Source organism: Methylobacterium sp. D53M, from assembly GCF_053345625.1.
Window position 1 is genome coordinate 1 of record NZ_JBKFAL010000040.1, and the last position, 13,707, is coordinate 13,707.

Annotated in this window: 10 protein-coding genes; 3 read left to right on the plus strand and 7 right to left on the minus strand. The window is 69.8% G+C overall.

From position 1 onward, the window contains the following. Positions 1 to 157: 157 nt before the first annotated feature. Positions 158 to 400, minus strand: coding sequence for a hypothetical protein (locus ACLBYG_RS29540; RefSeq protein ID WP_447683837.1), 243 nt, complete (start codon positions 398 to 400; stop codon positions 158 to 160). A 410-nt stretch (positions 401 to 810) separates the two neighbouring features. Here ACLBYG_RS29540 and ACLBYG_RS29545 point away from each other — a divergent pair, with 410 nt between their 5' ends. Genes ACLBYG_RS29545 through ACLBYG_RS29555 form a run of 3 tightly spaced genes read left to right on the plus strand, consistent with a single transcriptional unit; the run spans position 811 to position 4,112 of the window. Beyond that, positions 811 to 1,158: an ArsR/SmtB family transcription factor gene (locus tag ACLBYG_RS29545; protein ID WP_447683838.1), complete on the plus strand. Its 348-nt coding sequence runs from the start codon at positions 811 to 813 to the stop codon at positions 1,156 to 1,158. A gap of 47 nt (positions 1,159 to 1,205) precedes the next feature. Continuing rightward, positions 1,206 to 2,915 (plus strand): MFS transporter, encoded by a 1,710-nt coding sequence (locus ACLBYG_RS29550; RefSeq protein ID WP_447683839.1) that lies wholly within the window; start codon positions 1,206 to 1,208, stop codon positions 2,913 to 2,915. Positions 2,916 to 2,930: 15 nt separating this feature from the next. Next, positions 2,931 to 4,112, plus strand: coding sequence for an SRPBCC domain-containing protein (locus tag ACLBYG_RS29555; protein ID WP_447683840.1), 1,182 nt, complete (start codon positions 2,931 to 2,933; stop codon positions 4,110 to 4,112). Between the two features lie 1,323 nt (positions 4,113 to 5,435). Here the strand turns inward: ACLBYG_RS29555 and ACLBYG_RS29560 are convergent. From ACLBYG_RS29560 to ACLBYG_RS29585, 6 genes are all read right to left on the minus strand, one after another. Continuing rightward, on the minus strand, positions 5,436 to 6,020 hold the full coding sequence (locus tag ACLBYG_RS29560; protein WP_447683841.1) for a TetR/AcrR family transcriptional regulator: 585 nt from the start codon (positions 6,018 to 6,020) through the stop codon (positions 5,436 to 5,438). Continuing rightward, on the minus strand, positions 6,017 to 6,481 hold the full coding sequence (locus ACLBYG_RS29565) for a nuclear transport factor 2 family protein (protein ID WP_447683842.1): 465 nt from the start codon (positions 6,479 to 6,481) through the stop codon (positions 6,017 to 6,019). The genes ACLBYG_RS29560 and ACLBYG_RS29565 overlap by 4 nt, the downstream gene beginning before the upstream one ends. A 244-nt stretch (positions 6,482 to 6,725) precedes the next feature. Further along, positions 6,726 to 9,869 (minus strand): multidrug efflux RND transporter permease subunit, encoded by a 3,144-nt coding sequence (locus ACLBYG_RS29570; RefSeq protein ID WP_447683843.1) that lies wholly within the window; start codon positions 9,867 to 9,869, stop codon positions 6,726 to 6,728. A gap of 18 nt (positions 9,870 to 9,887) precedes the next feature. After that, positions 9,888 to 11,066: an efflux RND transporter periplasmic adaptor subunit gene (locus ACLBYG_RS29575; protein ID WP_331298345.1), complete on the minus strand. Its 1,179-nt coding sequence runs from the start codon at positions 11,064 to 11,066 to the stop codon at positions 9,888 to 9,890. Positions 11,067 to 11,092: 26 nt separating this feature from the next. Next, positions 11,093 to 12,901 (minus strand): ABC transporter ATP-binding protein, encoded by a 1,809-nt coding sequence (locus ACLBYG_RS29580; protein WP_447683844.1) that lies wholly within the window; start codon positions 12,899 to 12,901, stop codon positions 11,093 to 11,095. 18 nt (positions 12,902 to 12,919) lie between these two features. Then, positions 12,920 to 13,516, minus strand: a complete 597-nt coding sequence (locus ACLBYG_RS29585) for a TetR/AcrR family transcriptional regulator (RefSeq protein ID WP_447683845.1) — start codon at positions 13,514 to 13,516, stop codon at positions 12,920 to 12,922. Between the last annotated feature and the right edge of the window lie 191 nt (positions 13,517 to 13,707).

Below are 13,707 nucleotides of genomic sequence, written 5' to 3' on the forward strand. Positions count from 1 at the left end.
GATCAAGCGCCAGACCCTTATGGACCGCCGCTTGCGCCACCACGCGCAGGCTGCCCAACCTCTCAACCCAGGTGGACCAGAGCCTCCCTTCCTGAGCGTCCCAAATCGTCTCAAATCATCTGACAACGGACAAGCTCGGCAATCGAGCCCTCGGCGATCAGCCTCGCGTCGACGAGTTCATGCAGCCCTTCGTTGGACAGATGACGACGTCGACCTCGGCACCGTGGTCAAGCTGGTAGCGGATCGTCTTCGGGTCACGTCCTTGCGACGCGCCCGACAGGGTCTCGATCTTGATGCCTGTTCCCTGCTCGAAGCTCGGGATCGCCATGCGATAGGCGCGCTCGAAGTCTCCGGAGATCAGAACGGTGATCGTCGGTCCGCTATCACGTGTCGATGTCATGGCTCGGGCGTCGTGAAGCGCGAGGCGGAACGGCCGCCATCTGCATCCTCCGTAGCGGTCAACGGATCAGCACCTCACCCCGACCAGAACCGATGCGCAGCCGGTGCAGGGCCGGTCTCGATGACGGGGACACGCGGTCTGCGCGTCCCGGTTCGGGTCGCGAGCCGCGCGGCGCTCCAGCGGAAAGGCGACCCGGGCCGACGTTCGCGAGGCCGGCTACTCCGGCAGTCGAGCGGACAGATCAGGAGACCGCTCGCCGCCGCGCGCTCCGTCCGGACGAGTCTCGCGCCTGTGGCGTGCGCGAAGCCGCGGAAATCGACGTCCGGAAGGCCCGTGACCCACCGGCGGCGCCCGCGGCTCATCCGAATCCGCGTCTTGACATAAAACCATTTGGTTTTTCATAATACCGTATGGTTGACTTACCCGATCCGACGCTGGACGCCCTGTTCCACGCCCTCGCCGATCCGACGCGTCGGGCGATCGTGCGGATGCTGGCCGACAAACCGCTCAAGCTCGCCGAGCTCGCGCCGGCCTTTCCGATGTCGAGCGTCGCGGTCTCGAAGCACGTGAGGACCCTGGAGGCCGCCGGGCTCGTGACGCGGCAGGTGCGCGGGCGCTCGCATCTCTGCCGCCTCGAGCCGATGGCCCTGATGGAGGCTCACCGGTGGCTCCAGGCCTACGAAGTCTTCTGGACCGCGCGCCTCGATGCCCTGGAGGACCTGCTGGCGGAGATGAAGCGGGAGGCGGGACCGCCCTGAGCCCGCATCCCGCCCGCCGACGACCCGAAGACATGGGGAGGACCATCATGGCTCAGGACATCGCCGTCCCTCGTCCCTCCGCGCGCGCCGGACAGGCGCCCTGCGCGATCGCGCCGGGGCGCGTCCCGGAGGAGCGGACCCGCATCCGGCGGGTGATCCTGGCCTCGTCCCTCGGTGCGGTGTTCGAGGCCTACGACCTCGTCCTGTTCGGGCCGATGGCCGCCATCATCGCCCGGCAGTTCTTCTCGGGCCTCGACGAGGCCTACGCCTATATCTTCACCCTGCTCTCCGCGGCCGTGACCTTCCTCGCCCGGCCCTTCGGCGGATTGATCTTCGGCCCCTTGGGGGACCGCGTCGGGCGAAAATACGCCTTCCTCCTGACCATCGTGATCATGGGCGGCGCGACGGTGGCCATCGGGCTGCTGCCGACCTACGCGGCCATCGGCGTCGCCTCGCCGGCGCTGCTCGTGAGCCTGCGCATCGTGCAGGGCCTCGCCTTCGGGGGCGAGTTCGGCGGTGCCGTGACCTACATCGCCGAGCACGCCTCCGCGGACCGGCGCGGCTTGGCGACGAGCGCGGTGGGCATCACCATGGCCTGCGGCCTCGTTCTGGCGATCCTCGTCGTGATCGCCTGCGAGTCCGTGCTGGGCAAGGCCGCCTTCGCGGCTTGGGGCTGGCGGATCCCCTTCCTGCTCTCGGCCGTGCTGATGCTGGTCTCGGTCTACATGCGGCTGAAACTGCAGGAATCCCCGGTCTTCCTGCGGATGCGCCGGGGCGGGGGCGGATCGCGCCGGCCGGTCCGCGAGGCCCTCGGGCGATGGGCGAACCTGCGGATCGTGCTCCTCGTCCTGTTCGGTCTCGTCGCCGGGCAATCGGTGGCCGGCGCGACGGGGTCCTACCCGATCTACCTGCTGATGCTGAACCTGAAGATCGATCCGTTCCTGCTGCACTACACGATCCTCGGCTCCAGCCTCGCCCTCGTCGCCTGCATGGTCGCGGCGGGTTGGCTCTCGGACCGGATCGGCCGCAAGCCGGTCATGCTCGCGGGCTTCCTCGGTGTGGCGCTGCTGGCATGGCCGGTCTACGCCGGCGTGACGCGCTTCGCCCATCCCGACCTCGCGGCGGCCGTGGCGGCCAAGCCCTTCGTGGTCGCCGCCGATCCGGCCGGGTGCAGCCGCCAGTTCGACCCGTTCGGCATCGCCCGGTTCGAGAGCCCCTGCGACCTCGCCCGGCGGGCGGTGGCCAAGCTCGGCATCCCCTATGCGACGCGCGATCTGCCGGTCGGCAGCCCGGTGCGGATCGAGATCGGCGAGGCGAGTCTCGCCTCCTTCGACGGGACCGGGCTCGACAAGGCGACGCTCGGGGCACGGACAGCCGAGTTCGGCAAAGCCCTGTCGAGCGCCGTCGCGGCCGCGGGCTACCCGGCCGAGGCCGATCCGGCCAAGACGAACCTGCCGGCGCTGATCGCGCTCCTCAGCCTCCTCAACGTGTTCGTGGCCCTGGCCTCAGCCCCGCTCGCGGCCTGGATGATCGAGCTGTTTCCGACGCGCATCCGAACCACGGCGCTGTCCGTGCCCCACGCCGTCGGCGGCTGGTTCGGAGGCTTCCTGCCGGCCATCGCCTTCTCGGCCTTCACGGCGACAGGGAACATCTATGCCGGCCTCTGGTACGCGCTGACCGTGCTCGCCGTCGCCTTCCTCGTCGCGGCGCTGTGCCTGCACGAGACGCGGGGCCGTGCCCTCGACGCCATCGCCTGACGGATCGCCCACGCCATGTCCGACACCGCGCCCGACACCGCGCCCGACGCCGCGTCCGGCCCCCCGCGGATCGCCATCGCCCTGGTCCGGCAGCTCGATGCCGCCGCGGCCCTGGTGTTCGAGGCCTGCACCGACCCGCGCCGCCTCGCCCGCTGGCTCACGCCGGGGGCCGGCGAGGTCCGCGACGCGAGCTGCGACCTGCGGGTCGGCGGCCGCTTCAGCCTCGAAGGCTGCAATCCGGACGGGCGCGCCTACGCGGTGTCCGGCGAGTACCTGGAGATCGTGCCGCCGCGGCGCCTCGCGATGACGTGGCACTATGCCGGCGACGGACCGCTCGCCGGACCGCCGTCGCGCGTCGAGATCGACCTGCGCCCCCTCGGGGTCGACGTGACCGAGCTGACGCTCTCTCATACGCGGCTCGACCGGCAGGACACCGCCGACCGGTACAGGGCGGCCTGGGCGATCTGCCTCGAACGCCTGCGCTGGAGCACCGCGCCGAAACCCGACGCGGCCGTGTTCGCGCCGCCTCTGGGCGCGATCAGCAACCTCTACGGTCCCCGTCACCGGGTTTTCCAAGAGGCGTTCGAGACGGGTGACCTCGCGAACCGGCTGCGCAGCCTGTCGGTCACGAGCGAACTCACGGCGACCCAGCAGGCCTTCATCGCGCGGCAGGACCTGGTCTTCATCACTTCCGTCGACCATCGGGGATTTCCGACCTGCTCGTACAAGGGCGGTGCGCGGGGCTTCGTGCGCGTGGCGGGCCCGCGCGTCATCGAGCTGCCGAGCTACGACGGCAACGGCATGTACCTCACGGCCGGGAATCTCGCGGCCAACCCGAAGCTCGGCCTGCTGTTCATCGACTTCGAGACGCCGCACCGCCTGCGCCTCCACGGCACGGCGCGGATCGCCCGCGACGCGAGGGACCTGGAACGTCATCCTGGCGCTGAGCTGGTGCTCAAGATCGACATCGCCGAGGTGTTCGTGAACTGCCCGCGCTACATCCACCGGTACCGTCGGGAGAGTACGTCAGGCTTCGTGCCGGGGCGGGCACGAGCGGGCGAGGTCCCGGCCTGGAAGAGGATCGATCTGTTCGCGGATGTTCTGCCCGACCGCGATCGGCGAGCGATCGACCCGCGCGACACCGGGACAATGTCCCTGGCCGATTACCGCCTGCTGTTGGAGCGTGGGGAAACCTGACCCTGCACGGCCGCGGCCCGCTATTAGGCTGGAACTTCTCGACCGTCTGCGACGGGTCGCCAGTCCATCCTCTCGATCGGTTCCCTCCGGAGCCGGCTCGCCAGCCCTGGCCCATCGATGACCCCATCGACCCGCAGGATGCGCGATCTGCTGGATCGGCCTCCGATAAGGCGTGAGGCTTCCACGGCCTTACCAAATTTTCGGTTCGCGGCCTCGTCACTGGCGGCGCTCCGAGAGAGCCACCGCCCGTCACGCCACGACCCGGGTCTCAACTGCACGGCAGCGGCGACGGGCGAAAGATCCGAGCCTCACCACGCCTGCTCGAGGACGAAGCGTCCGTGATCCTGCTCGCGCCGGGATGGCTCCTGATCGTTCCGACGATCATCGATGCTGACGATCACGGTCCCCCGGCGATCTTTGCCAATCCAGAGCTTCCCCGAGGGGCCTCGGAAGCCCGCATAACCGTTCGCACAAGAGACGGTCCCTGCACTCTCCGTACACAGCTGGCCTACGGCGGCCGGTCCCGCCGCGAACAGCGCGGGGGCGAAGGCGACGGCGGACCCCGCAGAGAGCAACACGGAGGCGAGGCCAATGGCGGATGTGACGCGCATAGCCGCAGATTATGCATCCTGTGGTTGAGTCTCAAGACAACTACGCAACCTGACCCCGGAGCTTCCCAGGACATCGAACGGCTTGGTAAATATCGGTTGGCTGTCGAGTCGATCGAGGGACCGGCACCCGGCGGCCGCGATCGCTGTACCACGCGGGATTTCCCGAGACAGTTTGGTTCAGGTTGCGAGCCGCGACACGGCTCGGTGCGGCCTGGACGTCGGCCCGATCGAGCCGGGCAGATGGCGACCGCGGCCATCCCCGAGATTACGGAAGATCGGGGCGCCTGCGGAACGAAGTCGTCCGCTCCGATGCCCCTGCAGCTCGGAAACGGAACGGCAGAGATTCACCCGTCGGAGACGCTCGTGCAGGCGGTCTGCGGCGGCCGATGCTGGCGGACGCCGGGTGATCGGCTCGGAAGGCCGGCTGCCGGAAGAGAGGACGGACGCCTCGCGACCCAACACGGCCATTCCGGCCTGTTCAGCGGCATCCCCGAACCGGACATTCGGATGCAAGCAGCCGTGTCACCGTCTCATATGCCCAGTCCGGTGCACGACGAGAAATGCGGACCTGAGCGCGGTGGAGACGGATCGTCGCCGGGCACACTCGATCGGGCGACCAATTCGTCGCGAACGTCAAATGTTACAAACTGCAACTGATCGTTGAATGTGTACTTGTCATAGCATATCACCGCAAATGATCAGACTTCTACCACTATGCGCTAGAATTGGCGATGGCATCGATCAAGACAGAACGCTGTCGATGAACCACCCGGAGAAAGACGGCATCGTCCCCTAAGGCTCGCGCCAGCACGATCGCGCCCTGTATCCCCGAAACCGCCTCCTCAGCGAGTTGCGAGGCTTGCGGTTCGTGAACGCCGCCGGCTCTCAGGCACCGGGCCAGAGCCGATATCCAGCGCGCGAAGTAGCTCCTTATCCGCTCCGCGAAAACGGCTCCGGAGGCATTCAGGCCAATGCAGCCGACGAGACAGACTCTCCTGCCGGATCGGAAGTATTCCGTCACATCGTCGATCATGAACGTGACGGCCGATGTCGGATCGCGCGCATGCTCCAACGTCGAGAAGATGACCTTCTCGAACCAAGCGTCTATGTCGGCGAGAACCGCCTCCATCATCTCTTCCTTCCCGCCGGGAAAGAAGTTGTAGAGGCTGCCCTTGCCGAGGCCGGTCGCCTTCGACAGCACCGACAGGCTCGCGCCCTCGAACCCGTGCTCGCGGAACGCTTCCGCGAGTGCCGGCACGGCACCGGCCCGTTCGGTGAGGACGCGCTTCGTGCTCAAAGGCCCAGGTCGCTGAGCGAGGGGTGATCGTCGGGTCTGCGCCCGAGCGGCCAACGGAACTTCCGTTCCGCCTCGGTGATCGGCATCTCGTTAATGCTGGCATGACGGTGCGCCATCAATCCGTCTTCGGCGAACTCCCAGTTCTCATTGCCGTAGGCGCGGAACCAGTGCCCGCCGTCGTCGCGATACTCGTAGGCATAGCGCACCGCGATACGGTTGCCGGTGAAGGCCCACAACTGCTTGATCAGTCTGTATTCGTGCTCCTTGTTCCACTTCCGAGTGAGGAAAGCTTGCGCCTCCTCGCGATTGGTCGCGAACTCGACGCGGTTCCGCCAGCGCGTGTCGGGCGTATAGGCCTGCGCGACCTTGGCCGCGTCGCGCGTGTTCCAGCCATCCTCGGCAAGACGCACCTTATGGATCGCGGATTCCTCGGTGAACGGGGGAAGCGGGGGTCGGGACATCAGGATCACCTCTCAGAACCATGTTGTACCGTTCGGTACAACATGGGCGCCGAGAGATCAAGCGCCCTGAGAGCCCTCCGGCTGTCGGTCGGGAAATCTGCAAGCGGCGAAGGGCATCTTTTCCGGAGTGCCGTTCCCGAAGCAAACCCGCGGAAGCCCACCCGACCCCGTCGTTCTCCTGCGGCTGAGCGGCTCGCGTCAGCAGAGGGATATCCCGCCGCGCCGCTGGCAAGGATGAGCACCCTCAGGGCACCGGGATGCCGCGCCGGACGGGACCGGCCTCCGGCTGACCGGCCGCCGCGGAACCGAAGACCCGCGCGATCAGGACGTAGAAGAGCGGCGTGACGAAGACGGCGAGCACCGTCGCGGTGACCATGCCGCCGAGAACGCCCGTGCCGATGGCCCGCTGGCTGTTCATGCTGGCCCCCGTCGCGACGGCGAGCGGCACGACGCCGAGGATGAAGGCGAACGAGGTCATGACGATAGGCCGGAAGCGCAGCTCGCACGCCTCCAGCGCCGCCTCCCGGACGGGCACGCCCCTGGCCACGAAGTCCTTGGCCACCTCGATGATCAGGATGGCGTTCTTCGCGGTCAGGCCGATCACCGTGATCAGGCCGACCTTGAAGTAGACGTCGTTCGGCATGTCCCGCATCAGCATCGCGAAGACCGCGCCGACCACGCCGGTCGGCACCACGAGCAGCACGGCGAGCGGGATCGACCAGCTCTCGTAGAGCGCGGCCAGGCAGAGGAAGACGCAGAACAGCGCCAGCGCCAGCAGATAGACCGCCTGGGAGCCCGACAGCTTCTCCTGCAGCGATTGCCCGGTCCAGGCGAAGTCGAAGCCCGGCGGCAATTGCCCCGCCAGCCGCTCCATCTCGGCCATGGCGTCGCCGCTGGCGTAGCCGGGGGCGGCGCTGCCGGAGATCTTGATGCTCGGGTAGCCGTTGAAGCCCACGACCTGCGACGGGCCCATCGTCCATTGCACCCGGGCGAAGGACTGGAACGGCACCATCTGCCCCTTGGCGTTGCGGACGTTCAGGTCGAGCAGATCCTCCGCCTTCATGCGCCGGGCCGCCTCGGCCTGGACGATCACCCGCTGCATCCGCGCCTGGTTCGGGAAGTCGTTGACGTAGGCCGAACCCAGGCTCGTGGAGAGGGCGTCGTTGATGTCGGCGAAGGTGACACCCAGCGCGCTGGCCTTCTGGCGGTCGAGGACGAGCTCGATCTGCGGCGCGGTCGGCAGGCCCTCGACGTAGACGCCCTGCAGGATCGGGCTCTGGGACGCCGCCTTGACGAGCTGGTCGCGCGCGGCCGCCAGCGCCGCGTGGCCCTGCTGCGCCTTGTCCTGGAGGCGGAAGGCGAAGCCGCTCGAATTGCCGAGCGAGTCGATGGCCGGCGGCGAGAGCGACATGGCGATGGCGTCGGGCAGGCCGCCGAGGGCGGCGTTGGCGCGGGCCGTGATGGCGTCGGCGCTGTCCTGCGGCCCGCGCTCGCCCCAGGGCTTCAGCCCGACGAAGTTGATGGCCGCGTTCTGCCCCTGGCCCGAGAAGCCGAACCCGAGGAGCAGCGTCTGGCTGTCGATGCCGGGCTCCTTGGCGAAGTGCTCCTCGATGCGCTTGGCCACGTCGAGCGTGCGGCCGGTGGCGGATTCCGGCGGGGTCTGCGCGTCGACGATGACGTAGCCCTGGTCCTCGATGGGCAGGAAGCTCGACGGCATGCGCCAGTAGCCCCAGCCGAGCGCGGCCACGAGGAGGCCGTACACCAGGAGCGCCCGAACGGGCCGGCGCAGCAGGCCCGCCACGCCGGACCGGTAGGCCCCCGTGCCGGCGTGGAAGCGGCGGTTGAACCAGCCGAAGAAGCCGCCCTTGGCATGATGGTGGCCCTTCTCGACCGGCTTCAGCAGCGTGGCGCAGAGCGCGGGCGTCAGCGAGAGGGCCAGGAAGGCCGAGAAGGCGATCGAGGTCGCCATGCTGACGGCGAACTGCCGGTAGATCACCCCGACCGAGCCGGGGAAGAAGGCGAGCGGCACGAACACCGCGACCAGCACCGACGTGATGCCGACGATGGCGCCGGTGATCTGGCCCATCGCCTTGGCGGTGGCCTCCCGCGGCGGGAGCCCCTCCTCGCCCATGATGCGCTCGACGTTCTCGACCACCACGATGGCGTCGTCGACGAGGATGCCGATGGCCAGCACCATGCCGAACATGGTCAGCACGTTGATCGAGAAGCCGGCGAGCAGCAGCGCGCCGCAGGTGCCGAGCAGCGCCACCGGCACCACGATGGTCGGGATGAGGGTGTAGCGGACGTTCTGCAGGAACAGGAACATCACCGCGAAGACGAGGGCCATCGCCTCGGCGAGCGTCATCAGCACCTTCCGGATCGACACCTCGACGAAGGGCGTGGTGTCGTAGGGCACCGTCACCCGGATGTTGGCGGGCAGCGTGCGCTGGAGCTGGGCGAGCTTCGCCTTGACGCCGCCGGCGGCCGCGAGCGCGTTCGCGCCCGGGGCGAGCTGGATGCCGATGCCGGCGGCCGGGCGCCCGTCGAGGCGGGTCTGCATCGTGTAGGACTGGCCGCCCAGCTCGACCTCGGCCACGTCGCGCAGGCGCACGAGCGACCCGTCGGGGTTGGCGCGCAGCACGATCTCGGCGAACTCGGCGGGCGTGGTCAGCTGCCCCTTCACCAGCACGTTCGCGGCGATGCGCTGGCCCTCGGCCGCGGGCTGCGCGCCGACGGTCCCTGAAGCGACCTGCGCGTTCTGCGCACCCACCGCGGCCGTGACGTCGCCCGGCGTCATCCCGAACCCGACGAGCTTGACCGGGTCGATCCAGATGCGCAGCGCCTTCTCGGACGAGAACAGGGTGGCCCGGCCGACGCCCGGCACCCGCCGCAACTCGCCGAGGAGGCGGCGGGCGGCGATGTCGCCGAGGTCGGTCTCGCTGAGGGCGCCGTCCTTCGAGGAGACGGTGACGAACTGCAGGAAGCTGGTGCTGGCCTCCTCGACGATGACGCCCTGCTGCGTGACCGCCCGGGGCAGGCGCGCCTCGATGCGCTTGATCCGGTTCTGCACCGCCACCGTCGCCTTCGACGCGTCCGAGCCCGGCGCGAAGGACGCCATGATCTGCGCCATGCCGGACATGTCGCTGGTGCTCTCGAAGTACATCAGCCCGGGGATGCCGTTCAGCTCCTCCTCGATGATGCGCGTGACCCCGTCGTAGAGCCGCTCGGGCGGAGAACCGGGATAGGTCGCGCTCACCTGGATCGTGACGGGCGCCACGTCCGGGTATTGCGACACCGGCAGGAACGCGAGGGAGATCGCCCCCACCAGCACGATGAAGATGGAGATCGCCCAGGCGAAGATCGGGCGCGCGATGAAGAAGCGGGTCATGGTGCGGTCCCGGCGCGGTCAGGGCTTCGCGGAGGCGGAGGACGTCCGGGGGCCCTGCCAGGGCGCCGGGTTCACCGCCATGCCGGGCTGTATCCGCTGGAAACCCTCGACCACGACGGTCTCGCCGGCCTTGAGCCCGTCCTCGACGATCCAGCCCGCATCCGTCAGCGCCCCCGCCCGCACAGGGCGCAGCGCGACAATCCTGTCCTCCCCGACCACGAAGACCTGCGCGACGCCGGCGCTCGACCGCTGGATGGCCTGGGCCGGGACGACGACCGCGCCCGGCACCGTCCCCTGCGCAAGGCGGATACGGACATAGGTGCCCGGCAGCAGGACGACCTTCGGGTTCGGGAACGTGGCCCTGAGCGACACCTGCCCGGTGCCCGGGTCGACGCTCACATCCGTGAACAGCAGACGCCCGGCATCGGCGTGGAGCGCGCCGTCGGGCAGGACGAGGCGGACCGCCGTCTCCTCCTTGCCCGTGGCCCGCTCCGCCAGCCGCCCCGGATCGGCCGCGGGGGCATTGAAATCGGCGAAGATCGGATCGACCTGCTGGATCAGCGCGAGCTTGGTCGCCTCGCCCTGGCCCACGAGGGCGCCCTCCGTGACGAGGGCCCGGCCGATGCGGCCGGCGATGGGCGCGCGCACGGTCGCGTAGTCGAGGTCGATCCGGGCGCGGGCGAGCTGCGCCTTCGCGCTCGCGACGTCGGCCTCGGCTTGGCGCAGGGCGGCGATCGTGAGGTCGTGCTGGGCGGTGCTGGCTGCCTGACGCTCCAGAAGGGTCTCGGTGCGCTCGGATTGCTTCAGCGCCTGCACCCGCGTGGCCTCGGCCCGGTCGAGGGCCGCGGACTTGGCATCGACCTCGGCCCGGTAGACGGCGGGGTCGATGCGGAAGAGGACATCGCCCTTCCGGACGAGGCTGCCTTCCTCGAAAGCGCGCTCCTGGATGATGCCGGCGACCTGGGCCCGGACCTCGGCGACCCGCGTGGAGGTGAGGCGACCCGGCAGGTCGAGGGTGCGGGGCACCGTCCCGGGCTCGGCTCGAGCGGTCGAGACGTCGGGCGGCGAGCCCGCCGATCCGGGACCACCCGGTGCCTGACCGTCCGCCCCGGGCTTGCAGCCCTGCAGGGCGAGCGCCGCGACGAGGCCGAGAGCGGCGAGGGTCGGCGACCGCCGGGCCGGTGCGTGTGAAGGCATGGAGATCCGTCCTGGAATCGTGGTCGTCAGGCCGCCTTGCGCACGAGGCGCGCGTAGGCGCCTCCGCGGGCGAGCAGGGCTTCGTGCGTGCCGCATTCGACCACGCGCCCCCGATCGAGCACGACGATCTGGTCGGCCCGGCGGACGGTCGAGAGGCGGTGGGCGACGGTGATGGTCGTGCGGGGCTTGCCTGGACGGGCAAGGGCCTCGACCATCGCCCGCTCCGTCGCCGTGTCGAGGGCGCTCGTCGCCTCGTCGAGCAGCAGCACGCGCGGGTCGCGCAGGATGGTCCGTGCCAGCGAGAGGCGCTGCCGCTCGCCGCCCGAGAAGCGGTGCCCGCGCTCGCCCACCAGCGTGTCGTACCCGTCCGGCAGGGCGGCGACCATTTCGTGCAACTGGGCCGTCCGGGCCGCCGCGACCATCTCGGCGACCGTCGCATCCGGCCGGGCGAAGAGCAGGTTCTCGGCCACGCTGGCATGGAGGAGGAACGGGTCCTGCGTCACGACCCCGAGCACCTCGGAGAGGGAGGCGAGACTCAGGTCGCGCACGTCGACGCCGTCGTAGAGCACGGCGCCGCCATCGACGTCGTAGAGCCGGGCCGGGAGATGGCCGAGGGTGGACTTGCCCGAGCCGGTCGCGCCGACGATGGCGGTGTGCGACCCGGCCGGGATATCGAGCGTGACGCCGGCGATCGTGGCGGGGCCGGCTCGGTCGTAGGAGAACGTCACGCCGTCGAGGCGCACGTGGCCGGCGACCTCGGCGGGGTCGAGGGTGACGGGGTCGGGCCGCTCGGTGATGCCGACCGGCTTGTCGAGGTACTCGAAGATGCGCGCGAACAGGGCCCGCGTCTTCCGGGCCTCGACGCCCGTGCGCAGGACCTCTTCCAGCGGGAACAGCATCTGCTCCTGCAGCGCGATCATCGCGACGAGGGTGCCGATGGTCATGGTCGTCCCGGCGCCCGCCATCCAGCCGCCGAGGAACAGGGTCAGGGCCGGCAGGGATTGCAGCACGAGGTCGATGACCGACCACTGCCACTGCCCGGCCGTGTGGGACCGGACCTCCAGGTTCGCCACCGCGCGCGAGGCCCGCGCGAAGCGCTCCGCGAGATGCGGGACGCGGCCCATCGTGCGGGCGAGGACGATGCCGGAGACCGAGAGGAATTCCTGCACCGCGGACGTCATCTCGGCGATGCGTTCCTGCTGCGCGTAGGTTGTCTCCTCGCGCAACCGGCCGACGCGGACACTGATCCAGGTCGCCGGCGGCAGGACCAGGAACGAGAACAGGGCGAGCCGCCATTCCAGCAGCAGCATGGCCGCGGCGGTCATCACCACCGCGCTGGCGTTGCGCGTGGCCTCACCCGCCGTGTGGGTGACCAGCGCCTGGAGGGCACCGATGTCGCTCGCGATGCGGGACTGGATGTCGCCGGAGCGGGTCGCCGTGAAAAACCCGAGCGGAAGCGACTGCAGGTGCGCGTACACGCGGACCCGGAGGTCGTGCATGAGGGCCTGCCCGACCTTCGCGGTGACGAGGGCCTGCAGCACGCCGATGCCCGCCCCGAGCGCGGCGAGGCCGACCATGCCGGCGGCGAGCCGGCCGAGCAGTCCGAGGTCGGCGCGCGGCAGCGCGACGTCGACGATCTCGCGGAGCAGGAACGGGGCGGCGAGCCCCGCGGCGGAGGCGAGCGCGATCAGCCCGATGACGAGCGCGATTCGGCTCGCGTAGGGGCGGAACAGGGTGAGGATCCGAGCGACGGAGACGTGCCGCGCGGCCAGGTCGCCGTATTCCGCGGCATCGCCCGGCCCGTCCGCGCCGCGGGCGGGGGCGAACCCATCCATCGAGGTCGATCCCATGGCTCAGTCCCGGTCGCCGCCCGGGTGCGCGGACGTTTCAGCCAATGTCATCGCGACGAGGCGGTCGCGGAGCGCGTCGAGGGCGGGGACCGGGTCGCTCGGCTTCTCGCGCACGAGGTAGGCGAGCCACGCGCCGTCGGCGGCGAGCCGGACGAACTCGAGGTCGGCACTCCCGTCGGTGTCGCGGTGGCGGTGCAGGCGCTCCGCGAACCAGGCCGACACCATGCGGCGCAGGGGCGGCTCGGCGAGGATCGAGATGTGGAGAGCGGCCCACTGGCTGCCCTCGGTCATCATCGGGTCGTGCAGCGTGATGTCGACGTAGGCGCGGGTGTACCGGCCGTACGGCCGGGGATCCTTCGCCATCGCCGCGTCGATCTCCGCGTCGAGCTGCGCGATCAGGTCGGCGACGACGCCCTCGACCAGGGCCTGCTTGCTCGGGAAGTGGTGGAACAGGGCCCCTTTGGTCACCCCGGCGGCGTGGCAGACCGCCTGCACGGTGACGGCGGACAGGCCCTGTTCCAGGGCGAGCTTGGCTGCGCAATCGAGCAGCGCGCGCCGGACGAGCTCGGGCCGCTTCTTGCGATGATAGGCGGTCGCCATGGCCCCTTCCCAGGAGTGACGGGAATCGTCCCCGCCTCGAAGATACCTACCGTGCGGTATCTTTCAAGTGCTGTGATCGGATGACGTGTCCGAGACGCCGGCGCGCAGGTGCGCCGCTCCCCGCCGGCTTCGGCTTACCGGAGGGCGTCGGCCTGTTCCGGCCGGGCACGAGAGCAGGCCGGCGCAGATCC